Below are 25,093 nucleotides of genomic sequence, written 5' to 3' on the forward strand. Positions count from 1 at the left end.
TTCAGGAATGTTCGTTCTTGACCGATCGTTCCTCAACTCCTAGGCTGACCGGCATGGGACGACCACGCGCTTTCGACGAGGACGAGACCGTCCGGACCGCCGCCCGGCTGTTCGCCGACCGGGGCTTCGACGGGACGTCGGTCGACGACCTGGTGCAGGGGCTCGGCGTCCACCGGGGCAGCCTCTACAAGGTGTTCGGCAGCAAGCGCGGCCTCTACCTGGCCGCGCTCCGGCAGCACCTGGACCACGAGATCCTGCCGCTGACCACCGCCCTGGCGGCGGTCGGCCACCCCGGCACCGCGCTGCACCGGGCGGTCGCCGCGTTCGACGGCGGCCCGGCGGCGGGCCTGCTGCTGCTCGCGGCGGCCGAGCGGGCCCCGCACGACCCCGAGGTCGCCGCCCTGGTGGCCGAGGGGCTGACCGCCCTGGAGCGGGCGCTCGGCGATCCGCCGCTGGCCCCCGCCCTGGTGGCGGCCGTACTCGGCCTGCGGCTGCGCGCCCGCGCGGGCGGCGGCGACGGGGCGGACGCCGCCCTGGCACTCACCGACCAGCTGAAGGAGCAGAACTGATGGCACGTGTTTCGGTGACCGGCGACACCCTCACCGTCGAGGTCGAGGGGCTGGACAGGCTCTGGGCCGTGAAGAGCCGGATCGAGATCCCGCTGTCCAACGTCCGCGGCGCCACCGCCGACCCCGGTATCGTCCGGGAGCCCAAGGGCCTGCGGGCCCCCGGCACCCACCTCCCGGGCGTGATCGTCGCGGGCACCTTCCACCGCCAGGGCGAGAAGGTGTTCTGGGACGTCAGGAACCCGAACCTGGCCGTGGTGATCGAGCTCTCCGACGAGAAGTACACCCGCCTGGTGGTGGAGGTCGCCGACCCGCGCGCCACCGTCGCCCTGATCGAGCAGGCCCTGCGCGGCTGACCCGCCGGGTCAGCCGACCACCAGCGGCCGGGAGTGCCGCCCCGAGCCCGGCGGCTGCGGGAGCTCCGCCTCCGGCGCGTAGCGGGCGGCCGGCGCCCGGAGCAGCCAGGCCCGCCCCGCCGGGGCGATCAGCTGCATCCGGTGCAGCAGGTCCAACGCGTCCCGCCGAAAGGCCGTCAGGTCGGCCAGGTAGTCCCGCCGCCAGCCGGCCCGCAGGCCGTACTCGTCGGTGACGTCGCCGAGCGCGCCGTCTATCAGCGCGTCCGGGATCAGCACGGCCGGCGGCGCGGCCTCGCCGGACAGCGGGCGCAGCTCCTCCACCAGCCGGACGGCCAGCAGCAGCGCCGCCTGCGCCAGGGTGCCGGTGCCGGGCAGCGCCAGGTCGGTCAGCTCGTCGGCCGGGTCCAGCAGCGCGACACCCTCGGCCCGGATCTCCGCCTCCAGGCCGAGGAAGTCGGCGAACAGCTCGGCCTCCGGCTCCAACCGCCCCTGCAGCCAGTGCCGCTGCTCCGGCGTCAGCTCGTCCAGCAGCACCACCGGTGTCTCGGCCAGCCGCCGCCGGACCGCCAGCGCCGGGCCGGCCGGCGCCGGTGCCGGCAGCGGGGCGAGTGCCCTGGCCAGCTCCGGGTCCGGCTGCCCGGTGACCGTCAGCACCTGCCACTCGGCCAGCTGCTGACGGACCCCCGGCAGCTCGAGCCCGGCCGGCCGGTGCTCGGCCAGCGCCGCCAGCGCGAGCACCAGGGCGGCGTACGACTCCGGGGTCCAGGCGACCCCGGCGACCAGGGCCGGCGCGCGGCCGGGCAGCGGCGCCTTGGACAGGCGGGCGTACCGGGCGCCGACGGTCAGCGGGTAGCCGAGCACGGTGGCGAACCGCTCGGTCAGCCAGTCGGCGTGACGGACGATCAGCGGGAAGCCCGCACCGTGCGGGCCGTCGGCGGTGACCAGCGGCTGGGCGGCGAGCAGCCGGGCGGCGGTGCGGCGCTCGACCGCGATCTCCTCCGGGGTGCCGCCCGGGGCGTGCTCCGGCTTGCGGTGCCGGCCGCGCCGCCCGTCGGCGGCGGGGGCGCCGCGCCGGGCCGGCAGCGCACCGCGCCGGGCGCCCTCCCGGGGCCGCAGGCCCGCCGGGTGATGCACCGTCGGACCGTGCCACCAGCTCAGCTCGGCCCCGGCCTTCGGCCCGTCGGGCAGCGCGCCGCCCAGGTGCCGGGCACCGTACAGACCGAACGCGGCGGTGAACAGCTCGTCGGCCTCCTGCGGCCCGGCGGCCGCCAGCCGGCCGGCCAACAGCTCGGCCGCACCCCGGCCGCTGCCCTGCGCAGGCACTCCGGCGATCGCGTCGGCGGTGAGCCGCCCCGCCCCCGTCGCGCGTCCGCCCGTCGCCACCGTCGGTGCCTCCCCGGCCCCGACCGTGTCCTCGTACCGCTCCATGTCGCCCACCAGAGTAGACGGTGCCCGAGCCGCCCCGTGGCACCCGGACGGCGATCCGGCCGATTCCCGCCGTACTCTCACCTACGCGTCGGTAACAACCCCTTCCGCAGGCCGCCCGGTGTCACCTATCGTCCTGGGCATGCCGAACCTGCCCAACGTCGTGCTGTGGTCGATACCCGCCTTCGTGCTGCTCACCGTCCTGGAGGTGGTCTCCTACCGCTTCCACCCCGACGAGGAGGAGCAGGGGTACACCGCCAAGGACACCGCGACCAGTCTGACCATGGGCCTGGGCAGCCTGGCCTTCGACGCCGCCTGGAAGATCCCGATCGTGGCGATCTACTCCGCGCTGTACGAGCTGACGCCGCTCCGGATCACCGTGCTCTGGTGGACGGTGCCGCTGATGCTGCTGGCGCAGGACTTCTTCTACTACTGGTCGCACCGGGGCCACCACGTGATCCGGATCCTCTGGGCCTGCCACGTGGTGCACCACTCCAGCAAGCACTACAACCTCTCCACTGCGCTGCGGCAGCCCTGGACCAGCGCGACCACCTGGGTGTTCTACGTCCCGATGATCCTGGCCGGGGTGCACCCCGCCGCGCTGGCGTTCTGCTCCTCGGCCAACCTGGTCTACCAGTTCTGGATCCACACCGAGCGGATCGGCCGGCTGCCCCGCCCGGTCGAGTTCGTCTTCAACACGCCCTCGCACCACCGCGTGCACCACGCCTCGCAGGGCGGCTACCTGGACCGCAACTTCGGTGGCATCCTGATCGTCTTCGACCGGCTGTTCGGCTCGTTCACGCCCGAGACCAGCAAGCCGGTCTACGGGCTCACCAAGAACCTGAGCACCCACAACCCGCTGCGGGTGGCCACCCACGAGTACGCCTCGATCGCGCGTGACCTGGCCGCCGCCACCAGCTGGCGCGACCGGGTCCGCCACCTCGTCAACGGCCCCGGCTGGCAGCCGGGCCCCACCGACCGCCCGGAGGGCACCACCGCATGACCATCACCGGCCGACTCCGCACCGCCCGCAGCCTGCTCGCCACCTTCGCGGCCGGCTCCGCCGTCCACCTGGGGGCGATCGCCACCGGCGCGAGCGCGGTCCAGCACGCCACCAAGCCCGTGCTGATGCCGCTGCTGGCGGGGTGGGTGGCGGCCCGGGCGGAGCACGCGCCGAAGCTTCTGGTGCCCGCGCTGGCGTTCAGCACCGGCGGGGACGTGCTGCTCCAGGTCGGCGGGGAGGCCGCGTTCCTGGCCGGAATGGGCTCCTTCGCGGCGGCGCACCTGTGCTACGTGACCATGTTCGTGAAGCTCGGGGCGCTGGAGGACCGCCGGCGCACGGTGCTCGTCGCCCTGGCGTACGCGGCGGCCTGGGGCGTGATGATCAGTCAGCTCTGGCCCGGGCTCGGCGACCTGAAGATCCCGGTCGCGGTCTACAGCCTGCTGCTCTCCTCGACCGCGGTCAGCTCGGCCGGCCTGGGCTGGCGGACCGGCCTGGGCGGGGCGCTGTTCCTGCTCTCGGACACCCTGATCGCCACCGAGCTGGCCGAGTGGAAGGCGCTGCCCGGGCACGGCGTCTGGGTGATGGCGACCTACCTCGCGGCCCAGTACCTGCTGGCCGAGGGGACCGTCCGGGCCGGCCGGCCGGAGAACGTACCGCTCAGCGCCCCGCTGGCGACGGCGGGGCGCTGACGGCGGTGCTGCGCTGACGCCGGGTCAGAGGGCGGTCCGGCGCCGGAGCAGCCAGAAACCGCCGACCCCGGCGCTGACCAGGGCGCCACCGGTGACCAGTTCGGCCGGGCTGGTCCGGACCGACCCGCCCAGGCCGGTCTTCACCGGGCCGGTCGGCAGCTTGCCGCCGCCCTCGTGGGCGGCGGCGGTCTGGACCTCGACCGCGCCGGTGAAGGTGTCGCCGTTCGGGCAGCTGCCGTCGATGCCCCAGCTGGAGCCCTTGGGCGTCTTGCCGGCGAACTCCTCCTTCGAGGCGAGCAGCGCCTTCCCGCTGTACTTGCCGTCCGGGCCGACCGTGAGGGTCGCGCTGCCGGTGGAGAACGCCTGCGAGTTGGCGGTGACGGTCTTCACCGAGCTGGTCTCGCAGGTGACGCTCACTGTCACGCTCTGGCCGGGCCCCGCCTCGGCGGGGTGCACCCAGGCCGGCTCGACGCTCTTGGCCGAGGCCGGCCCGGCCGCGATCGCCAGCAGGGCGGCGGCGCCCAGCACTGTGGTGGCCGTACGCGAAGCGCGCATGCCGTACCTCCAGGTTCTCGGGTGCAGCACACGGACCCCGTCGTCCGCGTATTCGAACAGCTACACCCCGTCACCTGCGACGCTAGGCAGACCCACCCGGGACGGCCACCCATCGGGCCCATCCGGGGGGCGCACTCAGAGGTCGAGGTCCACCACCACCGGCGCGTGGTCGGAGGTGCCCTTGCCCTTGCGCGCCTCCCGGTCCACATAGCTGTCCGTCACCGCGTCGGCGAACGGCTTGTTGGCGTAGGTGAGGTCGATCCGCATGCCGAGGTTCTTCGGGAAGCCGAGCCCCCGGTAGTCCCAGAAGGTGTACGGGCGGTCGTACTTGAGCGCGCGCGGCATGACGTCCGCCAGGCCGGCCTCGCGCAGGGCGGCCAGCGCGGCCCGCTCGGCGGGGGTGACGTGGGTCAGCCCGGCGAACACGGCCGGGTCGTGGACGTCCTCGTCGGTGGGGGCCACGTTGAAGTCGCCGAGCACCGCGAACGGGCGCTCGCCGGCCGCGTCCGCCAGCACCGCCTTCCGGAGTGCCTCGAACCACTCCAGCTTGTACTGGTAGTGCGCGTGGTCCACCTCGCGGCCGTTCGGCACGTAGACCGACCAGACCCGGACCGGGCCGCAGGTGGCGGCGATCGCCCGGGGCTCGGTGTCCGGGATCAGCGCGCCGTCGGCCAGGAAGCCGGGCTGCTCGGGCAGGTCGCGGACGACGTCCTCCAGGCCGAGCCGGGAGACGATCGCGACGCCGTTCCACCGGCCGGTGCCGTGGGCGGCGGTCTCGTAGCCGAGCTCCTTGACCGCCTCGTACGGGAAGGCGTCCGAAGCGCACTTGAGCTCCTGGAGGCAGAGCACGTCGGGCTTGGCCGACTCCAGCCACTCCAGCAGCTTGGGCAGCCGTGCGGTGACGGAGTTGATGTTCCAGGTGGCGATGCGGACGGTCACGGCGGGCGGCCTTCCCGATGGGTGCTGCGGACGAGGGTGGGCACCCGCAGGGGTGCCCACCTCCGAACATACCGCCCGACACTGACAGCGATCAGCGCGTCGGGTGCACCACGGCGGCCGAGCCGCCGCCCCGGCGGGTGGGCTCGGCGGCCGCGATCCAGCGGCCGTCGGGCAGGCGCTCGACCCCGGTCGCGGCGCCGATCTCCGGGTTGAGCACGAAACTGTGGCCGAGCGCCTCCAGGCCGGCCCGCTCCGGGCTCGCCAGGAAGGCCGGTTCGGCCTGGCTGGCGGCGGTGTTGCGCTGGCTGGCGCGGGGGGCGGCGATCGCCTGTTCCAGCGTCAGGCCCCGGTCCAGGCGGCCGAGCAGCACCTGCAGCACGGTGGTGATGATGGTTGAACCGCCGGGCGTGCCGACCGCGACCACCGGCTTGCCGTTCTTCAGCACCATGGTCGGCGAGATCGAGGAGCGCGGCCGCTTGCCGGGCCCGGGCAGGTTGGGGTCGGGCACCCCGGCGGTGGCGGGCGCGAAGGAGAAGTCGGTCAGCTCGTTGTTGAGCAGGAAGCCCCGGCCCGGCACCGTCAGGCCGCTGCCGCCGGTCTGCTCCAGGGTCAACGTGTACGCGACCACGTTGCCCCAGCGGTCGGCCACCGTCAGGTGGGTGGTGCTCGGGCCCTCGTGGGTCTCCGGCACCGCCTGGCCTCCGGTCGCGCAGGCCGCCGGGTGGTACGGGTCGCCGGGGGCGAGCGGGCTGGTCAGCGCCTTGGCCGGGTCGATCAGGCAGGCCCGGGCGGCGGTGAACTCGTCGCTCAGCAGTTGCCGGGTCGGCACCTGGGAGAACGCCGGGTCCCCGACCCAGCGGCCCCGGTCGGCGAACGCGATCCGGCTGGAGTCCAGGTACCGGTGCAGGTACTGGGTGGCGCTCACCGCGCCGAGGTCGCTGTGTTCCAGGATGCCGAGCGCCTCGCCGACGGTGGTCCCGCCGGAGGAGGACGGGGCCATCCCGTAGACGTCGTAGCCCCGGTAGTCGACGTGGGTGGGCTGACGGCGGATCACCCGGTAGTCGGCCAGGTCCTCGCGGTCGACCTTGCCGGGCCGCGCGTTCCAGCCGGAGGCCGGGTCGACCGGCGGGTGCTGGAGGGTGCGCACGATGTCGTCGGCCAGCGCGCCCCGGTACAGCGTCTGCACCCCCTTGCGGCCCAGCTCCCGGTAGGTGGCCGCGAGTTCGGGGTTGCGGAAGGTCGAGCCGAGCACCGGGAGCTTGCCGCCGGGCAGGAACAGCTTGCTGGTGTCGGGGAAGGCCCGGAACCTGGTCTCGTTCAGCGCGGTCTGGTCCACGAAGGTCTGGTCGACGGTGAACCCGCGGTCCGCCAGCTTGACGGCCGGCTTGAGGACCTCGTCCAGGTCCCGGCTCCCCCACAGCTCCAGCGCCTGCGCCCAGGTGGCCGGTGCGCCGGGCACCCCGACGCTCAGGCCGCTGGTCACGGCGTCGGCGAAGGCCAGTGGCGCGCCGTTCTCCTGGAACAGCGTCTCCCCCGCCGTCCGCCCGGCCACCTCGCGGCCGTCCAGGGTCTCCACCCGCCCGGTGCGGGCGTCGTAGTGGACGAAGTAGCCGCCCCCGCCGATGCCCGCCGAGTACGGCTCGGCGACCCCGAGCGCGGCGGCGGTGGCCACGGCGGCGTCCACCGCGTTGCCGCCGCGCCGCAGCACCTCCAGACCGGCGGCGGTGGCGTCGGCGTCCACACTGGCCACCGCACCGCCCCAGCCGACGGCCTCGGGCACCTTGGGCGGCGGCCCGCTCTGGGCCTGCGCGGGAGTGGCCAGGGCACAGATCAGCGCACCCGCAAGGGTCAGCGGGGCCAGTCCGGAAAGTCTCATGGAATCCTCCTGATAGGCCGTCAACTGATGGTTCTTTCACAGTCGACGCCCTCCCCACAACAGCGGCTTCGCGCCACGGCGGCCGAGTCGCACCGGCTTCCGGACCGCCCCGCCGCACCCCGGCGGGGCAGAGCGCCCTACCGAGCCGCGGCGCCGGACGAGCGCGGCCGCACCCGACGGGTGTCGGCGGGACAAAACGGCTTGCCCGGGACCGCCCGGCCGGGAGAGGCTGACGCCCATGTCCGATACCGGTACCAGCACGTCGCGCGGGGTGTCCGCGCTCTTCACCGCCCAGGGGCGGCTGACCGTGATCCCGCGCAAGCCCGCCCGGCGGGAGCAGGTGCTCACCCATCTCGCGCACACGCTGTTCGAGCCCGAGCGGGAGTACGGGGAGCGGGAGGTCAACGAGGCGCTGCTGACGGTGCACGAGGACTTCTCCGCGCTCCGCCGGTACCTGGTGATCGCCGGACTGCTGGAGCGGACCAGGGACGGCGGCAGCTACCGCCGGGCCGGCTGACGCCGGGTCAGACGGTGGCGGTCGCCGGGTAGGCGTCGCGCAGGTCCTCGCGGTCGGCGGCGGAGAGCACCTCGGCCGGGCCCCGGCGGCGGTCGCGGCGGCCGGAGACGGCGGACAGCACGGTCAGCAGGACGGCGGCGGCCAGGCCCGCGTACCGGACCGGGCTGCCGGCCCCGAGCAGCAGGCCGAGCAGGCCGAAGGTCAGCACCCCGGACAGCACCGGGAGCACCCGCAGGGTGGACTCGGCCGTGATGCCGACCGCGAGCGGCAGGGCCGCCAGCGCGGGGAGCAGGAGCAGGGCGACCGCACCGACCGGGGCCCGCTCGCCGAGCAGCAGCCCGTCGGCCAGGGCGAAGGCGGCACAGAGCAGCAGACCTGCCCACCGCCCGGTGCTCACCCGGGGAATGCCGTACCGGAGCTTCGATATCGCTGCCACAGGCGGATGCTAGCCGGGCTTCCCCCGGCGCAGAAGATCTGTAGGCGTAACTATTGGGGAACTCTGCGGGCCGGGGTCACCCGGTGACCGCGCGCTCCACCCGGTGCCGCTTGATGGTCCGGAACCGCCGGGCCACCTGCCGGGCCAGGTCGGCCGCGCCGACCAGACCGGCGTCGTTGCCCAGCGCCGCGTGCACGATCTCGGCCTCGGGCCGGAAGCCGCGCCCGGTCAGGGTGCGCCGGAAGGCGTTCCGGGCCGGTGCGAGCAGCAGCTCCCCCGACTCGGAGACCCCGCCGCCGATCACGAACCGTCCGGGGTCCAGCGCCGCCGCCAGGTTGGCGATGCCGACGCCCAGCCAGGTGCCCACCTCGTAGAGCAGCTCGGTGGCGACCGGGTCGCCGCCCCGGGCCGCCTCGGTGATCAGCGGGCCGGTCAGCCCGGCCGCCGTGCCGCCCGCCAGCGCGAGCAGCGGCTGCACCACCGGCGACTCCTCGGCCACCAGCTCCCGGGCGTCCCGGACCAGCGCGTTGCCGGAGGAGTACTGCTCCCAGCAGCCCCGGTTGCCGCACGGGCAGCGGTGCCCGCCGGGCACCACCTGCATGTGCCCGAACTCCCCGGCCAGCCCGTACTTGCCCCGGTCCACGTAGCCGTCCCTGACCTGGGCGCCGCCGATGCCGGTGCCCAGGGTGAGCATCACCATGTGCTCCTCGCCCCGCCCGGCGCCGAACCGCCACTCGGCCCAGGCGGCCGCGTTGGCGTCGTTCTCCACCACCACCGGGAACCGCAGCCGGGCGCTCAGTGCCTCCCGCAGCGGCTCGTTCCGCCAGTTCAGGTGCGGGGCGAACAGCACCCGGGAGCGCTCCGCGTCCACCCAGCCGGCCGCGCCGACGCCGACCGCGTGCACGTCGTGCCGGTCCGCCAGCTGGAGCACCAGGTCGACGATCACGTCCTCGACCACCCGGGGGCTCTTGCTCTTGTCGGGGGTGTCGGTGCGCAGCCGCTCCAGCACCTTGCCCTCGCCGTCCACCACCCCGGCCACCACCTTGGTGCCGCCGATGTCCACCCCGACCGTGGGCAGCCGCAGGATGCTCGCGGGCAGCGACCGCCGCCGCCGCTCGGCCCGGGGGCCGATGCCGAGCAGGGTGGGCAGGACGGCGGGGCGCTGCGGGGTGCTCACAGGTGCTCCTTCAGCCGGGTCGGGAACGTTCGGGGGCTCATCCTCCCGCGCCGGGTCGGTGGTCCGCCTCCGGGCCCGGCCGGCCGGCCGCGCCGCCCAGCTCGTGCGAGAGCTCGGCCAGCTCGGAGCCGCCCGCCATCTCGGTGGTGAGCCGCTCCAGGGTGATCCCGTCGCGCGGGTGGCTGCCCGCCGTCCGGCCCCGCTTGAGCAGCGTGAAGTGGTCGCCGACCAGGTAGGCGTGGTGCGGGTTGTGGGTGATCAGCACCACGCCCAGGCCCTCGGCCCGGGCCGCCGCCACGTACTTGAGCACCACCCCGGACTGCTTGACGCCGAGCGCGGCGGTCGGCTCGTCCAGCACCAGGGCGCGGGCGCCGAAGTGCACCGCCCGGGCGATCGCCACGCACTGCCGCTGGCCGCCGGAGAGGGTGCCGATCGGCTGGTCCACGTCGGCCAGCTCGATGCCCATCCGGGCCAGCGCCTCCCGGGTGATCCGGCGCATTCGGGCGCTGTCCAGCCGGAACCGGCCGCCGAGCTCGGCGCCGAGGAAGAAGTTCCGCCAGACCGGCATCAGCGGGACCACCGCGAGGTCCTGGTACACCGTTGCGATGCCCCGGTCGATGGCCTGCCGGGGCGAGCTCAGCCTGACCTCCTGATCGCCGATCAGATAGCGGCCCTCGTCGTGCTGGTGCAGCCCTGCGATGATCTTGATCAGGGTGGACTTGCCCGCACCGTTGTCGCCCAGCACGCAGGAGATCTCCCCCTGGCGCACCGTCAGCGAGACGCCCTCCAGCGCCCGGACGCTGCCGTAGGTCTTGCCCACGTCCTCCAGTGTCAGCAGGTTCACCGACCGCGCTCCGCCCGTTGCTTGACCCAGGAGTTGAGCAGCGCGGCCAGCAGCAGCATGGCGCCCAGGAAGAACTTGAACCAGTCCGGGTTCCACTGCGCGTACACGATGCCCTTGCTGACCATGCCGAAGATCAGCGCGCCCAGCGCGCCGCCGACCACCGAGCCGTAGCCGCCGGTGATCAGACAGCCGCCGATCACCGCCGCCACGATGTAGATCAGCTCGTTGCCGACCCCCTCGCCGGACTGCACGGTGTCGAAGGAGAACAGCAGGTGCTGGCCGAGCACCCAGGCGCAGAAGCCGACGCCGAGGTACAGGCCGGTCCTGGTCCGGCCGACCGGGACGCCGACCGCGCGGGCCGCCCCGGCGTCGCCGCCGACCGCGAACACCCAGTTGCCGTACCTGGTGCGCAGCAGCACCCAGGAGGCGACCGCCACCAGGGCGAGCCACCACCAGACGGTGGCCCGCACGGTCAGCCCGCCCACCGTCAGCTCCGAGGCGAACAGCCAGCGGCAGGAGCCGAAGCCCTGCATGTCGCCGATCGGCTTGGTGGTGACGGTGCCGGAGACCAGTTTGGTGAGGCCCAGGTTGGCGCCGGTCAGCATCAGGAAGGTGCCCAGCGTCACGATGAAGCTGGGCAGCCGGGTGCGCCCGAGCATCCAGCCGTTGAACCCGCTGACCGCCAGCGTCACCAGCAGCGAGACCAGCACCCCGACCCAGGTCACGGCGGTCAGCTGGTAGCTGACCATCGAGGAGGTGAGCGCGGCGGTGGTCACCAGCACGCCCGCCGAGAGGTCGAACTCGCCGCCGATCATCAGCAGCGAGACCGGCACCGCCATGATGCCGATGGTCGAGGCGGCGTACAGCACGGTGCCGATCGAGGAGGCGCGCAGGAAGCTGTCGGCCACCACCGAGAAGAACACCAGCACCGCCACCGCGGCCAGTGCCGCCCCCAGCTCCGGGCGGGCCCGCCGGTGCCTGCCGGGCGGCCTGGAGACCAGCAGGTCGCTGCTCATCGGGTCCCCCGGGCCACGTACCTGGCCAGCGCGGCCGCGTCGTCCTTGGTGAGGATCTGCGGGCCGGTCGACACCGGACCGCCGCCGCCCAGCACGTCCAGGTTGTAGCGGTAGAGCCAGAGCAGGTCCACGCCCTGGTAGCCCTGGAGGTACGGCTGCTGGTCCACCGCGAAGCCGACCGTGCCCGCCTGCAGCCCGGCCACCACCTGGGTGCCGAGGTCGAAGGTGTCCAGCTCGACCGGGCGGCGGGCGTCCTGGACGGACTGCAGGCCGGTCGCGGCCAGCGGGGCGCTGAGCGTGAGCACGGTGTCCACCGCCGGGTCGGCCTGCAGCTTGGCGGCGATCGCGGCCCGGGCGTCGGGCAGGTTGACCCCGTCCACGTACAGGGTCTGCAGGGTGCCGTCGAAGGCGCCCTTGGCGCCGCCGCAGCGCTGCTCCTGGCCGATGTTGCCCTGCTCGTGGATCACGCAGAGCACCGACCTGCGCCCGCGCGCGCCCAGCTCGGCGCCGGCCGCCTTCCCCGCGGTGCCCTCGTCCTGCCCGATGTGGGTGAGCGCGCCGAACCGGGCCGAGAACTCCTGGCCCGAGTTGATGCTGATCACCGGGATGCCGGCCGCCTTCGCCTTGCCCAGCACGTCGGTCAGCGCCTCGCCCTTGGCCAGCGAGACCAGCAGCCCGTCCACCCGCTGGTCGATCGCGGCCTGGATCAGCTGCACCTGGTTCTGGGTCTGTGCGTCGTTGGAGTACAGAAAGGTGATGTTGTCCTTCGCGGCGGCCTGTTCGGCGCCCTTGCGGACGGTGTCCCAGAACGCGTCGCCCGCGCCCGCGTGGGTCACCATGGCGACCGTCCAGCGTGGGGTGTCGACCGCGCCGCCCGCGGTCGCGGCCCGCTCGCGGGCCTGTTCGGCGCGGCGCCCGCCGGTGCTGCTGCACCCGGCCGACGTCACGGTGACCAGCAGGAGCGCCGCGAGCGGCAGGAGGGCGGGGCGGAACCGGCGGACTGACACCCCGACAGTTTCCAGTACCGGGCTGTTCGATCCGGCCGACTCGCTGGGAGTCGGCTGTACCCGTTCGACCTGTACGCCCAAGCGAGTGGCACACTGGTCCAGGCCGTTCAGACAGTTCTCACGGAAAACGTGACGTTTCTCTCAGCTTTCACCAAGGTTCGAGCGAAACTGATCCACCGTTCGAAAACGTCTGATCCCATCGAAGTGCTTCCGGGGCGATGCGGGTCCGGGGCGGCGGACGATCCGGATACGAGAACTTGATGCAACTCACTGGCACCCCTTTCCTCATCTGCACGATCATCCTCGTGCCGGTCTCCATCGCGGCGGCGCTGCTGCTCTGGGGGCGGGTGCGCGGGCCGCAGCCGGCCCGGGTGCTGGCGAGACTCGTGATGATCCTGGCCTGTCAGGTGACGGCCGTGGTGATGGTGTTCGTGATGGTCAACAACGCCAACCTGATCTACGGCAGCTGGTCCGACCTGCTCGGCACCGGCAACCACGTCCGGGCCGTCCCGAACGTGGCCGACGACGCGGCCGGCGACGGCAGGTCCGGCAAGTCCCCCGAGCCGAAGGTGATCCAGTCCTTCAGCGCCGTGGACGACCCCAAGGTGCCCGCTGACGTGAAGCGCACCGACCTCAAGGGCCGGGCCTCCGGGGTGGACGGCGAGGTGCTGGTCTGGACGCCGCCGCAGTACGACAAGCCCGAGTTCAAGGACAAGAAGTTCCCGGTGGTCGAGCTGCTCCCCGGCTACCCCGGCTCCTCCTCCACCTGGTACGGCACCCTGCGGGTCTCCGAGCAGCTCAAGCCGCTGATGGAGAGCGGCCAGGTGGCGCCGTTCATCCTGGTCTCGCCGCGCACCCTGCTGCTCGGCAAGGGCCAGGACACCGGCTGCGCCGACATCCCCGGCAAGGTCAACGCCGACACCTGGCTGTCCCGGGACGTCCCGCAGATGGTGCTGGACAACTTCCGCGCCGACCCCTCCCCCGACCGCTGGGCGGTCGCCGGGTACTCGGCCGGCGGCCACTGCGCCACCAAGCTCGGCGCCGAGCACCCCAACCGCTACCGCGCCAGCATCAGCCTGTCCGGCTACAACGACCCGAGCCAGGAGTCCGAGTCGCTGACCGCGAAGGACCCGGAGCTGCGGGAGAAGTCCAACCCGGTCAACATCGTGCGGAACTCCGCCCACCCGCCGAAGGTCGCCTTCTACCTCAGCGGCAACAAGGGCGACGGCTACGAGGCCGCGCTCTCGATCAAGGCGGTCGCCAAGGCCCCGACCACGGTCACCGTGGTGGAGAGCGTCGGTGCCCACTCCAGCGAGGTCTGGAAGCCGATGGTCCCCGACGTCTTCAAGTGGCTGACCACGATCATCCCGGCCAACCGCTGACGCACCGGCGGCACGGAGGGCCCACCGGTTCACCCGGTGGGCCCTCCGACGTTCCGGGGCTCAGGCCAGTTCGAGCGCCAGGTAGAAGTCCACCCGGTCCTCCAGCCGGGACAGGTCACGGCCCGTCAGCTCCTCGATCCGGCCGATCCGGTAGCGCAGGGTGTTGACGTGCACGTGCAGCTGGGCGGCGCACCGGGTCCAGGAGCCGTCCGACCGGAGGAACGCCTCCAGGGTGCGGACCAGGTCGGCCTGGTGCTCGATGTCGTACGCGATCACCTTGTCCAGCAGGCGGCTGCGGAAGGCGCGGCGGACCTCGTCCGGCACCGCCGCGAGCAGCAGCACGTGCGAGGCGAGCTCCTCGGGGCCTGCCACGCAGATCCGGCCGACCCGGGCGGCGGCGATCCGGCGGGCGTGCCGGGCCTCCTCCAGCGCGCCGCGCAGGCCGCCCGCCTCGGCGGCCGGGGCGGACACGCCGAGGGTGATCCGGCCCTCCGAGCCGAGCCCGGCCTCCAGCGGGGCGAGCAGCTCGCGCAGCGCGTCGGCGGGCACGGTGGTGCCGGGGGCGGGCAGCACCACCACGGCGCCGGTACCGGCACCGGCCACCAGGGCGCGGTCGGAGGCGTCGGTGAGAGCTTCCTCCAGGATCGACCGCACCGCCCCTTCCGGCAGTCCCGTCCCTTCCGCACTCAGCACCAACCAGGACCCCTCGGCCACCGTGGGCCCCACGGCCGCATCCTCGTACCGGGCGGCCATCGCCGAGGAGGCGTACAGCGTGCGGCTGATCTCGGCCGGGTCGGCGTCGCGCTGAAGCAGTGTCAGCACCTCGTCGGCGAGCCGGCGGCGCAGTCGGCGGCCCTCGTCCCGGCGGGTGCGTTCGGCGGCGGCCAGCCGGGCCAGGTTGTCGGCCAGCTGCTGGCGCTTGCCGGTCCACTCGGTGACGTCCCCGGCGACCGCGAGCACCCAGTCGGCGAGCGAGGCGTCCGCGTCGGTGGAGGCGGGAGCGGGGATCAGCGAGTACGAGCCGCTGGCCAGCCGGGCCCGGTGCGGCGGGCGGCGGCGCTGGCGCTGGGCGGCCAGGTGGGCCCGGACCAGCTGGTCGCGGTCCTCGGCGGAGAGCCGGTCGGCGGGCCCGGCGATCACCCGGCCGGTGGGGGCGAGCACCCAGCAGTCCAGGTCGATGTCGCCGCCGAGCAGCTCCAGCACGGCGTCCAGACCGCCGCCGCCGGCGGCGGAGACCAGCAGCCGGTGCCGGTCCACCAGCGCCGCCAGGTCGGCGGCCCGGTCGGCCGAGACCTGTCGGCCGATGAACTCGGTGACGGTGCCGAAGGCGATGTCGTCGGGCACCGCGAGCAGCGGCATCCGGTGCCGGCGGCAGGCGTCCACCAGGTCCTCGGGCACCGGGCCGACCTCGGCCTCACCGGCCGCCAGGGCCACCGCGCCGCCCGCCACGATGGTGCGCACGAAGCGCTCGGAGTCTTCCGGGCCGGTCCGCCAGAGCATGCCGGTGAGCACCAGCTCACCGCCGTGCAGGTAGCGGCCGGGGTCGTGCAGGTCGGTCGTCATCACGCCGCTGACCTGCCGGTCGAGCTCGTCCTCGGCGGCGAGCAGGCGCAGTCGTGGGGCCCCGGGGGCGAGCAGGTCTCGGACGCGCATCCGCGGACTCCTTCGTCTGTTCTGGTGGTTCGGGGGGACAGTGTGCCCGAGTCGGGGGCGTCGGTGTTACGTATCAACCGGGCGCCGGGTCACGGGGCCGTAGCATCCGAATCACGGCCGGATTACGGTCGTAAGTAGGGGCGCGCACTTCGCTGTACAGGGCAATTGTCCGCCTTAGAGGAACGTACAGGATGCCGGGCGACAGCGAGGCAAGGGCTTCATGCCATCGGTGACTGCCTCCGGGTGAGCGGTCGGCGGTTCACTGGCAACACGCCGCCGGACACACCCCGGTGACCAGGACTCAACGCCGAGGCAACGAGGCGGTAGCAAGGTCCGATACACCGGATACCGGGCACTGTGCCCACCTGTCCGGCCGGCACCGACTTGAGGAGAGACCCGCATGGAGTTCCTTCGGCCCGCTACCTGGGACGAGGCGCTCGCGGCGAAGGCTGAGTACCCGACCGCGCTGCCGATCTCGGGCGGTACGGACGTCATGGTCGAGATGAACTTCGACGTGCACCGGCCATCCGCGATTCTCGACCTGAACCGCATCACCGAGCTGACCGAGTGGTCGAACGACGGCGACGTCGTCAGGCTCGGCGCCTCGGTCCCCTACACCCGGATCATCGACGAGCTGTCCGGGCCCCTCCCCGGTCTCGCGCTCGCCTCGCACACCGTGGGCTCGCCGCAGATCCGCAACCGCGGCGGCGTCGGCGGCAACCTCGGCGGCGCCTCGCCCGCCGGTGACGCGCACCCCGCGCTGCTCGCCGCCGGACGCGACGTCTTCGTCGAGGCCGCCTCGGTCCGCGGCACCCGGATGATCCCGATCGACGAGTTCTACGTCGGCGTCAAGCGCAACAGCCTGGAGCAGGACGAGCTGATCCGCGCGGTCCACATCCCGGTGGCGGACGGCCCGCAGCAGTTCTCGAAGATCGGCACCCGGAACGCGATGGTCATCGCGGTCTGCGCGTTCGGTTTCGCGCTGCACCCGAAGAACGGCACGGTCGGTACCGGGATCGGCTCGGCTGCCCCCACGCCGCGCCGCGCCGTGGAGGCCGAGGAGTACCTGCAGGGCGTGCTCGCCGAGCGCGGCCTGTGGGAGTCGGGCGACCTGCTGGGCGCCGAGGTGATCCAGCGGTTCGGCGAGCTGGTGAAGGCCGCCGCCTCGCCGATCGACGACGTCCGGGGCACCGCCGACTACCGACGGCACTCGCTGGCCGTGATGGCCCGCCGCACGCTGACCTGGACCTGGAACGACTACAGCAAGCAGATCAGGAGCGCGGCATGAGGGTCACATTCACCGCCAACGGCAAGCCGGTCGAGGCGGACGACGTGTGGGAGGGCGAGAGCCTGCTCTACGTCCTGCGCGAGCGGGTCGGCCTGCCGGGTTCCAAGAACGCGTGCGAGCAGGGCGAGTGCGGTTCCTGCACGGTCTACCTGGACGGAACCCCGGTCTGTTCCTGTCTGGTCGCGGCCGGCCAGGTGCAGGACCGCGAGGTCCGCACGGTCGAGGGCCTGGCCGAGGAGAGCGGCGAGCTGGGCCTGGTCCAGCAGGCGTTCATCGACGCCGGCGCCGTGCAGTGCGGCTTCTGCACCCCCGGCCTGCTGGTGCAGACCGACGCGCTGCTCGACAACGAGCCGCAGCCGAGCGACAACGACATCCGCGAGGCGCTGTCGGGCAACCTGTGCCGCTGCACCGGTTACGAGAAGATCATGGACGCGGTGCGGCTGGCTTCCGCCCGCAAGTGCGCGAAGGCGGCCTCCGAATGAGCACTCGCACCATCCACGGCCAGAAGAACCTGCAGGACATCCGGACCTCCAGCCCGGACGGCATCGGCGGCTCGCCGCTGCGCCCGGACGGCAACCTCAAGGTCAAGGGCGAGTTCGCCTACTCCTCGGACATGTGGCACGAGGACATGCTCTGGGGCATGGCGCTCCGCTCGCCGCACCCCCGGGCCAACCTGATCAGCGTCGACATCTCCGAGGCGCTCAAGGTGCCCGGCGTCTACGCGGTGCTGACGCACAAGGACATCCCGGGCTCGAAGTTCTACGGCCTGGAGATCCAGGACCAGCCCGCGCTGGCGATCGACAAGGTCCGCTACCACGGTGAGGCGATCGCGCTGGTCGCGGCCGACCACCCGGAGACGGCCCGCCGCGCGGTGAAGAAGATCAAGGTCGAGTACGAGGTGCTCGCCCCGATTGTCACCGAGGAGCAGTGCCTCGCCCCGGGGACCTACGGCTACGTGCACGAGCCGCACGAGTACAAGTCGCACGGGTACGACAACATCTGCCACGAGCAGAAGCTGGTCTCCGGCCTCGGCGTGACCGACGAGGTCCGCGCGCTGGCCGACGTGGTGGTCAGCGGCCACTACGAGGTCGGCATGCAGGACCAGGCGTTCCTCGGCCCGGAGTCCGGTCTCGCGGTCCCCGCCGAGGACGGCGGCATCGACCTCTACGTGGCCACCCAGTGGCTGCACGTGGACCGGCAGCAGATGGCCCCCGTGCTCGGCCTGCCGGAGGAGAAGGTCCGGCTCACCCTGGCGGGTGTCGGCGGCGCCTTCGGCGGCCGCGAGGACCTGTCGATGCAGATCCACGCCTCGCTGCTGGCGATGCACACCGGCAAGCCGGTCAAGATCGTCTACGCCCGGGACGAGTCCTTCTTCGGCCACGTGCACCGCCACCCGGCCAAGATGTACTACGAGCACGGCGCCACCCGCGACGGCAAGCTTGTCTACGCCGACGCCCGGCTGGTGCTGGACGGCGGCGCGTACGCCTCCGCCTCCCCCGCCGTGGTCGGCAACGCCGCCTCGCTGGGCCACGGTCCGTACGTGATCCCGAACGTCCGGATGCACGCCATCGCGCTCTACAGCAACAACCCGTCCTGCGGCGCGATGCGCGGCTTCGGCGCGGTCCAGGCGGCCTTCGGCTACGAGACCCAGATGGACAAGCTGGCGGCCGAGCTGGGCATGGACCCGGTCGAGCTGCGGCAGCTGAACGCGATGTCCGAGGGCGACCACATGCCCACCGGCCAGCTGATCGACTCGCCGGCCCCGGTCGCCGAGCTGCTCCAGCGGGTCAAGGACATGCCGCTGCCGCCGCCGCTCGACCTGGACAACCTGGACATCCGCCAGGTCCCGGGCGCGCTGTCGAACACCTCGCACGGCGAGGGCATCGTGCGCGGCGTCGGCTACTCGGTCGGCATCAAGAACGTCGGCTTCTCCGAGGGCTTCGACGACTACTCCACCGCCCGGGTCCGCCTGGAGGTCATCGGCGGCGAGCCGGTCGCCATGGTGCACACCGCGATGGCCGAGGTCGGCCAGGGCGGCGTCACCGTGCACGCCCAGATCGCCCGCACCGAGCTCGGTGTCGAGCAGGTCACCATCCACCCGGCCAACACCGAGGTGGGGTCCGCCGGTTCGACCTCCGCCTCGCGGCAGACCTACATGACCGGTGGTGCGGTGAAGCTGGCCGCCGAGGCGGTCAAGCAGGCGCTGATCAGCAAGGGCCGCCGGCGCTACGGCTGGATCCACGACGACATCGACCTGGTCGGCGGCAAGGTGGTCTCCGAGTCGGCCGGCGTGCTGGTGCCGATGGTGGACCTGCTCGGCGAGGAGGCCATCGACCTCACCCGCGAGCACCACCACCGCCCGACCGTCCCGTTCGACAAGGAGACCGGGCAGGGCTTCGGCCACGTCCAGTACACCTTCTGCGCCAACCGCGCGGTGGTCGACGTGGACGTCGAGCTGGGCCTGATCAAGGTGGTCGAGCTGACGGCCGTCCAGGACGTCGGCAAGGCGCTCAACCCGCTCTCGGTGGTCGGCCAGATCCAGGGCGGCTGCACCCAGGCGCTCGGCCTGGCCGTGATGGAGGAGATCGTGGTCAAGGACGGGAAGGTGCGCAACGCCTCCTTCACCGACTACCTGATCCCCACCATCCTGGACACCCCGCCGATCCCGGTCGAGATCCTCGAACTCCCCGACCCGAACGCCCCGTACGGACTGCGCGGCGTCGGCGAGGCCCCCACCGTCTCCGCCACGCCCTCGATCGTCGCCGCGATCCGGGCCGCCACGGGGATCGCCCTGACCCGGATCCCGGTCCGGCCGGAGCACCTCACCGGCACGCTCTAGCCACCGAACCTCCCCGGGGCGGCGACCGTCTTCCCCGCCGCCCCGGGGCGCACCACAAGAGAACACCGAATTGCCGCGCCATCAAGCACCATCGCTGCCGCCTCTCCCACGCCGGGGTTCTGCAGCAGTGCGTACCACCCCCGCACCGCTTGAGTGCGTACCTCGTGAGTCGAACAGTCCCCCTGTGCCTCCTCCAACCGGCAAATCAGGTCGACTCGCCCACCCCAACCCCCTTTGAACCTTGGGAGTGGACATGACCCGGATCTCCACGGAGCCCGGCACCACTGACGACAGACCCGCCACGGACGACTCCCTCACGCCGTCCGAGGCAAACCCGCCGAAGAACAAGCTGGACGCCTACTTCAAGATCTCGGCGCGCGGCTCCACCTTCGGCAACGAGCTCCGCGGTGGCCTCACCACCTTCATGGCGATGGCCTACATCCTGCTGCTCAACCCGATCCTGCTCGGCGGCGCCGACAAGAACGGCGTGCACCTGGACCACGCGCAGCTCACCACGGCCACCGCGCTCGCGGCCGCCGTGACCACGATCCTGCTCGGCGTGGTCGGCAACGTCCCGCTGGCCGCGGCGGCCGGACTCTCGGTCTCCGGCGCGATCTCCGCGATCGTCGTCCCGCACACCACCTGGGAGCAGGCGTTCGGCCTCTGCGTGATCTACGGTCTGGCCATCGTGCTGCTGGTGGTCTCCGGTCTGCGCGAGAAGATCATGAACGGCATCCCGCTGCCGATCAAGCACGCGATCACCATAGGCATCGGCCTGTTCATCGCCCTGATCGGTCTGGCCAAGGCGGGCTTCGTCTACCAGGGCAAGGGCCCGCTGCTCTCGCTCGGCCCCACCGGTGAGCTGTCCGGCTGGCCCGTGCTGATCTTCTCGATCACCCTGCTGACCATCTTCGTGCTGCTGGTCCGCAACACCCGGGGCGCGATCCTGATCGGCCTCGCCACCGGCACCGCGATCGCCTTCGTCGTGAACGCGGCGGCCGGCCTGGACGACAAGGTCTGGGGCCTGCAGGTGCCCAAGTGGCCCGGCAGCCCGGTGGACGCCCCCGACTTCGGCCTGTTCGGCCACGTCGACCTGTTCGGTGCCTTCGGCAGCCAGGGCATGGGCGCCATCTCCGCCTCGGTCGCCGTCTTCACCCTGGTGCTGGCCGGCTTCTTCGACGCGATGGCCACCATCATCGGCGTCGGCACCGAGGCCGGTCTGGCCGACAAGCAGGGCCGGATGCCCGGTCTGAGCAAGGCGCTCTTCGTGGACGGCGCCGGCGGCGCCATCGGCGGGGTGGCGGGTGCCTCCGGGCAGACCGTCTTCGTCGAGTCCGCGACCGGTGTCGGCGAAGGTGCCAGGACCGGTCTGGCCTCGGTGGTCACCGGCGGTGTCTTCACCCTGATGCTGTTCTTCACCCCGCTCGCGGGCATGGTGCCGGTCCAGGTGGCCTCGGCCGCGCTGGTGGTGATCGGCTCCATGATGATGAGTCAGGCCCGGCACATCGACTGGTCCGACCGCGAGGTGGCCATCCCGGCCTTCCTCACCTGCGTCCTGATGCCGTTCACCTACAGCATCACCGCGGGTGTCGCGGCCGGTGTGATCACCTACTGCGTGATCAAGGCGGGTCGCGGCAAGTGGCGCGAGCCCGGTCCGCTGATGTGGATCCTCACCGGTGTCTTCCTGATCTACTTCGCCCTGACCCCGATCAAGGCGTGGCTGGGAGTTCACTAGTACCGGAGCCGCTGTGCGGGGGGTCAGCCCTCGCACAGCGGCCGCCCCCGTTCCACCCCCTCTTCTTCCGTTGGGAGCCCCCGAAATGCAGGACATCGCCGAGCAGTTGCTGGCCTGGCACTCCTCCGGGCGCTCCTTCGCCGTGGCCACCGTGGTCGGCGTCTCCGGCAGCGCACCGCGCGACCCGGGGGCGGCGCTCGCGGTGGACGCGGCCGGCGAGGCGATCGGCTCGGTCTCCGGCGGCTGCGTCGAGGGCGCGGTGTACGAGCTCTGCCGGGAGGCGATCGCCTCCGGCACCCCGGTGCTCGAACGCTTCGGCTACAGCGACGAGGACGCCTTCGCGGTCGGCCTCACCTGCGGCGGCATCCTGGACGTCTTCGTCCAGCCGGTCGTCCCCGGCACCGACCCCGCGCTCGACGCGGGCATCACCTACATCGCCTCCGGCACCCCGGTCGCCCTGGCCCGGATCGTGGCCGGCCCGGCCGCCCTGCTCGGCGCCACCGTGGCGGTCACCGCCGACACCCACCACGGCTCGCTCACCCCGGCCCCCTCGACGACCTTCGCGCTGGAGCGCGCCGCCGTCGCCGAGGCGCGGGCCATGCTGGACGCGGGCCGCACCGGACAGCTGGTACTCGGCCTGGACGGCCGCCCCTGCGACGACGCCGACCAGGGCAGCGTCACCTTCTTCATCGAGTCGTACGTGCCCGCGCCCCGGATGATCGTCTTCGGTGCGATCGACTTCGCCGCCGCCGTGGTGCGGATCGGCAGGTTCCTCGGCTACCGGGTCACCGTCTGCGACGCCCGCCCGGTCTTCGCCACCGCCCGGCGCTTCCCCGAGGCGGACGAGGTGGTGGTCGACTGGCCGCACCGCTACCTGGAGTCCCAGCTCGCCGCCGTCGACGGCCGGACCGTGCTGTGCGTGCTGACCCACGACGCCAAGTTCGACATCCCGCTGCTGGAGCGCGCCCTGCGGCTGCCGCTCGCCTTCGTCGGCGCGATGGGCTCCCGGAAGACCCACCGCGACCGCAACGCCCGGCTCCGCGAGGTCGGTCTGACCGACGCCGAGATCGGCCGCCTGCGCTCCCCGATCGGCCTCGACCTCGGTGCCCGCACCCCCGAGGAGACCGCCGTCTCGGTCGCCGCCGAGATCGTCGCGCACCGCCGCGGCGGCTCCTGCCTCCCGCTCTCGGCCGGCGACGGACCGATCCACCACGACCTGGCCCGCGCCGCCGGGAAGCCCGAGGCCACCGCCGCCTGACTCACCCGGATGGCGCCGCCCGATGGCACGCGAGACGCTGGTGTGCAAGGACGAGCCGACATCACCCGCCGACCCGTCACCACCTCCAGGTGACGAAAGGTGCCAGGACCATGCGCACCCTCATCCAGGTCGAGTTCGACACCGCGACCGCCAACCGGCTGATGACCGACGGCACCATGCCCAAGGCCCTCGAAGGCGTGATGGCCACCCTCAAGCCCGAGGCCGCCTACTTCGCCCCCACGGCCGGCCGCCGCTGCGCCTACCTCTTCGCCGACCTCCCCGCCGAGTCCTCCCTGGTCCCCTACCTGGAACCGCTCTGGGAACTCAACGCCGAGGTCACCATCACCCCCTGCATGAACGCCGACGACCTGGCCAAGGGCCTGCGCACCCTCAACGGCAGCTGAGCCCGGCCCTCGGAACCCCGCCCGGTGACGTATGTCGGCAGTACCATACGTCCATGGCACTCAAGCGCACCACGGTCTACGCGGAGTCCGAGGACCTGGCCGTCATCAAGGCAGCCGCCGCCCGCCGGGGGATAGCGGAAGCGGAGATCATCCGGGAGGCGATCCACCTCGCGGCGATGGCCAACCGGGTCTGGGACGAGCCGTTCTTCAGCTCCACCTATCCGAGTGGCGGCTCGCTCAGCGCCGAGGATGTCTGGGCCGAGCGGGCCCGCGCGTACGAGGCGACCAAGAAGGCCGGCCACGAGTGATCGTCGTGGTGGCCGACACCTCCGGCCTGCTCGCCGCCCTGGACTCCACCCACCCGCTCGGCAACGCCGCCCGGGACGTGCTGCGCACGGCCGGGACGCTGGTCGTCTCCCCCGTACTGCTGGCCGAACTCGACCACCTGGCCCGCCGGATCCTCGGGCCGCAGGCCGCTCACTCGGCCGTCGACGACATCCGCCGCTGGGTCCGGGCCGGACGGGCGGTGCTCCCGGAGATCACCGCCGACACCCTGGACACCGCCCAGGCCGTCCGCCTCCGCCACGCCGACCTGCGCCTGGATCTGGCCGACGCGGTCAACGTCGCGCTCGCCGCCGAGTTCCGCACCGACTGCGTGCTGACCCTCGATCAGCGCGACTTCCGAGCGATCCGTCCGCTGACCACCCATCAGGCATTCCGCATCCTGCCGCACGATCTCTAGCCCCCGCGGACCTCGTGCATGAAGCAGCCGAACTCGACGGCCCGGACGTGCAGCACGGCCACCTCCGGGTCGGTGAGCAGCTCGGCGGCGGCGGACTCGGCCTCGGTCGGCCGGACCAGGCGGCCGCCCAGGATGTGGCCCTCGGGGCTGTAGGCGCGCAGCACCCGGGGGCCGGTGTGCAGGGTGCTGGGCCAACCGTCGGCGGGGCCGACGCAGGGGGTGGCGTGGATGAAGACCGGGCCGCGCTCGTCGTACGGGCCGGGGTCGGCGCCGGTCTCGGCGGCCCAGCGGGTGAGCGGGGCGTACGAGACCAGGGCGATCCGGTCGCCGGGGCAGGCCCGGGTGAGGCAGCAGCGCAGCGGGGCGCCGCCGGTGGCGTCGACCGACTCGACCGGCGGGCGGCCCGCGTCGTCCAGCTCGCGCAGCCGGGCGCAGGTGGCGGGGTCGATGGGGTTGATCAGCAGCCTCATGGCCGCCAGCCTGCCGCCGCCGGCCCGGCGGGACCGGCGGATTCGCGACGTCGCGTTCAGTCGGTGGTGGCCAGCCGCAGGCCGAAGCCGACCACCACCAGACCGGTCAGCCGGTCCAGCACCTTGCGGGCGGCCGGCCGGCGCAGCCAGCCCCGTACCGCGCGGGCGAACGCGACCAGCACGGTGGACCAGAGCAGTCCCTCCGCGACATGGACCGAGGTCAGCAGGATCCCCATCGGCAGGTGCGGCGCCCCGGCCGGGATGAACTGCGGCAGGACGGCGACGTAGAAGACGCCGACCTTCGGGTTGAGCAGATTGGTGAGCGCGCCCCGGCGCCAGCCGGCCAGGAAGCCACCGCCGCCGACCTCCGGTTCGGGGCCGGCCGGTCCGCTGCCGCGCAGCAGCTGGAGGCCCATCCAGAGCAGGTACGCCACCCCGGCCCAGCGCAGCGTCTCGTACGCCAGGTGGGAGGCGGTGAGCAGGGCGCTGACGCCGAGTGAGCTGAGGGTGCCCCAGACCATCGTGCCGGTGCCGATGCCGAGGACCACGCCCCAGGCCCTGGCCCGCTCACCGAGCGCGGCGGTCCGCAGGATCAGCGCGGTGTCCAGCCCGGGCGTCAGCGTGAGCAGGCCGACCACCAGGGCGAAGGACCAGACTGCCGTGGATATCCCCATGCCGGGTCACCCTAGCGGGCGGACCTGCTCCGCGACCGGCCGGTCCTCCTGCACGGTCTCCTCGTACGACACCTTCTGCCCGTCGGGCAGTGCCCGGTCCAGGCCCTCGACCAGGATCGAGTCGTAGTAGAAGGTCAGTTCGGGGCCGCCCCCGTCGGGGACGATCGTCCCGTACCCGTGGTCGGCGTGGAAGGTCTGCACGGTGCCGGTGGCCATCTGACGACTCCTCGGGGTGGGGCGTT

The 25,093-nt window shown here is 72.9% G+C and carries 27 protein-coding genes; 14 read left to right on the forward strand and 13 right to left on the reverse strand.

The genetic code is table 11. The features are described 5' to 3' along the window. The first annotated feature begins 53 nt into the window (after positions 1–53). Together ACIRPK_RS03455 and ACIRPK_RS03460 are read left to right on the forward strand one after the other, a co-directional pair. On the forward strand, positions 54–569 hold the full coding sequence (locus ACIRPK_RS03455) for a TetR/AcrR family transcriptional regulator (protein ID WP_403032266.1): 516 nt from the start codon (positions 54–56) through the stop codon (positions 567–569). Continuing rightward, positions 569–922, forward strand: a complete 354-nt coding sequence (locus tag ACIRPK_RS03460) for a hypothetical protein (protein WP_403032268.1) — start codon at positions 569–571, stop codon at positions 920–922. The genes ACIRPK_RS03455 and ACIRPK_RS03460 overlap by 1 nt, the downstream gene beginning before the upstream one ends. A 9-nt stretch (positions 923–931) precedes the next feature. Here ACIRPK_RS03460 and ACIRPK_RS03465 read toward each other — a convergent pair whose 3' ends face one another. Then, entirely contained in the window at positions 932–2,350 is a 1,419-nt protein-coding gene (locus tag ACIRPK_RS03465) for a DUF2398 family protein (RefSeq protein WP_403032271.1), read from the reverse strand. A gap of 139 nt (positions 2,351–2,489) precedes the next feature. Here ACIRPK_RS03465 and ACIRPK_RS03470 point away from each other — a divergent pair, with 139 nt between their 5' ends. Further along, on the forward strand, positions 2,490–3,350 hold the full coding sequence (locus tag ACIRPK_RS03470) for a sterol desaturase family protein (protein ID WP_403032274.1): 861 nt from the start codon (positions 2,490–2,492) through the stop codon (positions 3,348–3,350). Next, on the forward strand, positions 3,347–4,039 hold the full coding sequence (locus tag ACIRPK_RS03475) for a lysoplasmalogenase (RefSeq protein WP_403032276.1): 693 nt from the start codon (positions 3,347–3,349) through the stop codon (positions 4,037–4,039). The genes ACIRPK_RS03470 and ACIRPK_RS03475 overlap by 4 nt, the downstream gene beginning before the upstream one ends. A 24-nt stretch (positions 4,040–4,063) precedes the next feature. On the opposite strand, the gene ACIRPK_RS03480 is transcribed toward ACIRPK_RS03475, so the two are convergent. From ACIRPK_RS03480 to ggt, 3 genes are all read right to left on the reverse strand, one after another. Further along, positions 4,064–4,594: a hypothetical protein gene (locus tag ACIRPK_RS03480; RefSeq protein WP_403032279.1), complete on the reverse strand. Its 531-nt coding sequence runs from the start codon at positions 4,592–4,594 to the stop codon at positions 4,064–4,066. 135 nt (positions 4,595–4,729) lie between these two features. Then, complete coding sequence (locus ACIRPK_RS03485) at positions 4,730–5,533, reverse strand: exodeoxyribonuclease III (protein ID WP_403032282.1); 804 nt, start codon at positions 5,531–5,533, stop codon at positions 4,730–4,732. 91 nt (positions 5,534–5,624) lie between these two features. Further along, positions 5,625–7,409 (reverse strand): gamma-glutamyltransferase, encoded by a 1,785-nt coding sequence (gene ggt, locus ACIRPK_RS03490; protein WP_403032284.1) that lies wholly within the window; start codon positions 7,407–7,409, stop codon positions 5,625–5,627. A 238-nt stretch (positions 7,410–7,647) separates the two neighbouring features. Between ggt and ACIRPK_RS03495 the strand changes: the two genes are divergently transcribed. Continuing rightward, positions 7,648–7,926 (forward strand): DUF2087 domain-containing protein, encoded by a 279-nt coding sequence (locus tag ACIRPK_RS03495; RefSeq protein WP_403032287.1) that lies wholly within the window; start codon positions 7,648–7,650, stop codon positions 7,924–7,926. Positions 7,927–7,933: 7 nt separating this feature from the next. Here ACIRPK_RS03495 and ACIRPK_RS03500 read toward each other — a convergent pair whose 3' ends face one another. The 5 genes from ACIRPK_RS03500 to ACIRPK_RS03520 all read right to left on the reverse strand — a co-directional run bounded on the left by ACIRPK_RS03500 (position 7,934) and on the right by ACIRPK_RS03520 (position 12,406). Then, entirely contained in the window at positions 7,934–8,362 is a 429-nt protein-coding gene (locus ACIRPK_RS03500; RefSeq protein WP_403032289.1) for a hypothetical protein, read from the reverse strand. Between the two features lie 76 nt (positions 8,363–8,438). After that, the gene (locus ACIRPK_RS03505) at positions 8,439–9,539 is read right to left on the reverse strand and encodes an ROK family glucokinase (RefSeq protein ID WP_403032291.1); all 1,101 of its coding nucleotides are present in this window, start codon (positions 9,537–9,539) and stop codon (positions 8,439–8,441) included. 37 nt (positions 9,540–9,576) lie between these two features. Continuing rightward, entirely contained in the window at positions 9,577–10,413 is an 837-nt protein-coding gene (locus ACIRPK_RS03510; protein ID WP_403032749.1) for an ATP-binding cassette domain-containing protein, read from the reverse strand. Beyond that, positions 10,380–11,399 carry an ABC transporter permease gene (locus tag ACIRPK_RS03515; protein ID WP_403032294.1) on the reverse strand — a complete coding sequence of 340 codons (1,020 nt, stop codon included), beginning with the start codon at positions 11,397–11,399 and terminating at the stop codon, positions 10,380–10,382. The genes ACIRPK_RS03510 and ACIRPK_RS03515 overlap by 34 nt, the downstream gene beginning before the upstream one ends. Then, entirely contained in the window at positions 11,396–12,406 is a 1,011-nt protein-coding gene (locus tag ACIRPK_RS03520; RefSeq protein WP_403032295.1) for a substrate-binding domain-containing protein, read from the reverse strand. The genes ACIRPK_RS03515 and ACIRPK_RS03520 overlap by 4 nt, the downstream gene beginning before the upstream one ends. Positions 12,407–12,711: 305 nt before the next feature. Here ACIRPK_RS03520 and ACIRPK_RS03525 point away from each other — a divergent pair, with 305 nt between their 5' ends. After that, positions 12,712–13,788, forward strand: a complete 1,077-nt coding sequence (locus tag ACIRPK_RS03525) for an alpha/beta hydrolase (RefSeq protein WP_403032298.1) — start codon at positions 12,712–12,714, stop codon at positions 13,786–13,788. A 60-nt stretch (positions 13,789–13,848) separates the two neighbouring features. Here the strand turns inward: ACIRPK_RS03525 and ACIRPK_RS03530 are convergent, their stop codons facing one another. Continuing rightward, positions 13,849–15,441, reverse strand: coding sequence for a PucR family transcriptional regulator (locus tag ACIRPK_RS03530; RefSeq protein ID WP_403032301.1), 1,593 nt, complete (start codon positions 15,439–15,441; stop codon positions 13,849–13,851). 400 nt (positions 15,442–15,841) lie between these two features. Between ACIRPK_RS03530 and ACIRPK_RS03535 the strand changes: the two genes are divergently transcribed. The 8 genes from ACIRPK_RS03535 to ACIRPK_RS03570 all read left to right on the forward strand — a co-directional run bounded on the left by ACIRPK_RS03535 (position 15,842) and on the right by ACIRPK_RS03570 (position 23,707). Continuing rightward, positions 15,842–16,729 (forward strand): FAD binding domain-containing protein, encoded by an 888-nt coding sequence (locus tag ACIRPK_RS03535; RefSeq protein ID WP_403032303.1) that lies wholly within the window; start codon positions 15,842–15,844, stop codon positions 16,727–16,729. Next, positions 16,726–17,211: a (2Fe-2S)-binding protein gene (locus ACIRPK_RS03540; protein ID WP_403032304.1), complete on the forward strand. Its 486-nt coding sequence runs from the start codon at positions 16,726–16,728 to the stop codon at positions 17,209–17,211. Before ACIRPK_RS03535 ends, ACIRPK_RS03540 begins: the two co-directional genes overlap by 4 nt. Next, complete coding sequence (pucD, locus tag ACIRPK_RS03545) at positions 17,208–19,568, forward strand: xanthine dehydrogenase subunit D (protein WP_403032307.1); 2,361 nt, start codon at positions 17,208–17,210, stop codon at positions 19,566–19,568. Before ACIRPK_RS03540 ends, pucD begins: the two co-directional genes overlap by 4 nt. A gap of 253 nt (positions 19,569–19,821) precedes the next feature. Next, on the forward strand, positions 19,822–21,303 hold the full coding sequence (locus ACIRPK_RS03550; protein WP_403032309.1) for an NCS2 family permease: 1,482 nt from the start codon (positions 19,822–19,824) through the stop codon (positions 21,301–21,303). Between the two features lie 85 nt (positions 21,304–21,388). After that, entirely contained in the window at positions 21,389–22,561 is a 1,173-nt protein-coding gene (locus ACIRPK_RS03555) for an XdhC family protein (protein WP_403032311.1), read from the forward strand. Between the two features lie 110 nt (positions 22,562–22,671). After that, on the forward strand, positions 22,672–22,965 hold the full coding sequence (locus tag ACIRPK_RS03560; protein ID WP_403032314.1) for a hypothetical protein: 294 nt from the start codon (positions 22,672–22,674) through the stop codon (positions 22,963–22,965). Between the two features lie 53 nt (positions 22,966–23,018). After that, positions 23,019–23,273, forward strand: coding sequence for a CopG family transcriptional regulator (locus ACIRPK_RS03565; RefSeq protein WP_403032317.1), 255 nt, complete (start codon positions 23,019–23,021; stop codon positions 23,271–23,273). Further along, positions 23,270–23,707, forward strand: a complete 438-nt coding sequence (locus tag ACIRPK_RS03570) for a type II toxin-antitoxin system VapC family toxin (protein WP_403032320.1) — start codon at positions 23,270–23,272, stop codon at positions 23,705–23,707. The genes ACIRPK_RS03565 and ACIRPK_RS03570 overlap by 4 nt, the downstream gene beginning before the upstream one ends. Here ACIRPK_RS03570 and ACIRPK_RS03575 read toward each other — a convergent pair. From ACIRPK_RS03575 to ACIRPK_RS03585, 3 genes are read right to left on the reverse strand one after another with little or no spacing between them, the layout of a single operon-like run. Then, complete coding sequence (locus ACIRPK_RS03575; protein ID WP_403032323.1) at positions 23,704–24,177, reverse strand: DUF1203 domain-containing protein; 474 nt, start codon at positions 24,175–24,177, stop codon at positions 23,704–23,706. The genes ACIRPK_RS03570 and ACIRPK_RS03575 overlap by 4 nt on opposite strands. A 56-nt stretch (positions 24,178–24,233) precedes the next feature. Further along, entirely contained in the window at positions 24,234–24,851 is a 618-nt protein-coding gene (locus tag ACIRPK_RS03580) for a LysE family translocator (RefSeq protein WP_403032326.1), read from the reverse strand. 6 nt (positions 24,852–24,857) lie between these two features. Beyond that, the gene (locus tag ACIRPK_RS03585; protein WP_403032329.1) at positions 24,858–25,067 is read right to left on the reverse strand and encodes a cold-shock protein; all 210 of its coding nucleotides are present in this window, start codon (positions 25,065–25,067) and stop codon (positions 24,858–24,860) included. Between the last annotated feature and the right edge of the window lie 26 nt (positions 25,068–25,093).

Source organism: Kitasatospora sp. NPDC101801, from assembly GCF_044766665.1.
Taxonomy (GTDB): domain Bacteria; phylum Actinomycetota; class Actinomycetes; order Streptomycetales; family Streptomycetaceae; genus Kitasatospora.

Bases quoted from the DNA above. Each gene is read 5' to 3' on its own strand.
- ACIRPK_RS03550 (WP_403032309.1), top strand. From the start codon at position 19,822: ATGACCCGGATCTCCACGGAGCCCGGCACCACTGACGACAGACCCGCC.
- ACIRPK_RS03580 (WP_403032326.1), bottom strand. From the start codon at position 24,851: ATGGGGATATCCACGGCAGTCTGGTCCTTCGCCCTGGTGGTCGGCCTG.
- ACIRPK_RS03515 (WP_403032294.1), bottom strand. From the start codon at position 11,399: ATGAGCAGCGACCTGCTGGTCTCCAGGCCGCCCGGCAGGCACCGGCGG.
- ACIRPK_RS03530 (WP_403032301.1), bottom strand. From the start codon at position 15,441: ATGCGCGTCCGAGACCTGCTCGCCCCCGGGGCCCCACGACTGCGCCTG.
- ACIRPK_RS03575 (WP_403032323.1), bottom strand. From the start codon at position 24,177: ATGAGGCTGCTGATCAACCCCATCGACCCCGCCACCTGCGCCCGGCTG.
- ACIRPK_RS03470 (WP_403032274.1), top strand. From the start codon at position 2,490: ATGCCGAACCTGCCCAACGTCGTGCTGTGGTCGATACCCGCCTTCGTG.
- ACIRPK_RS03495 (WP_403032287.1), top strand. From the start codon at position 7,648: ATGTCCGATACCGGTACCAGCACGTCGCGCGGGGTGTCCGCGCTCTTC.
- ggt (WP_403032284.1), bottom strand. From the start codon at position 7,409: ATGAGACTTTCCGGACTGGCCCCGCTGACCCTTGCGGGTGCGCTGATC.
- ACIRPK_RS03465 (WP_403032271.1), bottom strand. From the start codon at position 2,350: ATGGAGCGGTACGAGGACACGGTCGGGGCCGGGGAGGCACCGACGGTG.
- ACIRPK_RS03540 (WP_403032304.1), top strand. From the start codon at position 16,726: ATGAGGGTCACATTCACCGCCAACGGCAAGCCGGTCGAGGCGGACGAC.
- ACIRPK_RS03455 (WP_403032266.1), top strand. From the start codon at position 54: ATGGGACGACCACGCGCTTTCGACGAGGACGAGACCGTCCGGACCGCC.
- ACIRPK_RS03460 (WP_403032268.1), top strand. From the start codon at position 569: ATGGCACGTGTTTCGGTGACCGGCGACACCCTCACCGTCGAGGTCGAG.
- pucD (WP_403032307.1), top strand. From the start codon at position 17,208: ATGAGCACTCGCACCATCCACGGCCAGAAGAACCTGCAGGACATCCGG.
- ACIRPK_RS03585 (WP_403032329.1), bottom strand. From the start codon at position 25,067: ATGGCCACCGGCACCGTGCAGACCTTCCACGCCGACCACGGGTACGGG.
- ACIRPK_RS03555 (WP_403032311.1), top strand. From the start codon at position 21,389: ATGCAGGACATCGCCGAGCAGTTGCTGGCCTGGCACTCCTCCGGGCGC.
- ACIRPK_RS03480 (WP_403032279.1), bottom strand. From the start codon at position 4,594: ATGCGCGCTTCGCGTACGGCCACCACAGTGCTGGGCGCCGCCGCCCTG.
- ACIRPK_RS03535 (WP_403032303.1), top strand. From the start codon at position 15,842: ATGGAGTTCCTTCGGCCCGCTACCTGGGACGAGGCGCTCGCGGCGAAG.
- ACIRPK_RS03565 (WP_403032317.1), top strand. From the start codon at position 23,019: ATGGCACTCAAGCGCACCACGGTCTACGCGGAGTCCGAGGACCTGGCC.
- ACIRPK_RS03560 (WP_403032314.1), top strand. From the start codon at position 22,672: ATGCGCACCCTCATCCAGGTCGAGTTCGACACCGCGACCGCCAACCGG.
- ACIRPK_RS03475 (WP_403032276.1), top strand. From the start codon at position 3,347: ATGACCATCACCGGCCGACTCCGCACCGCCCGCAGCCTGCTCGCCACC.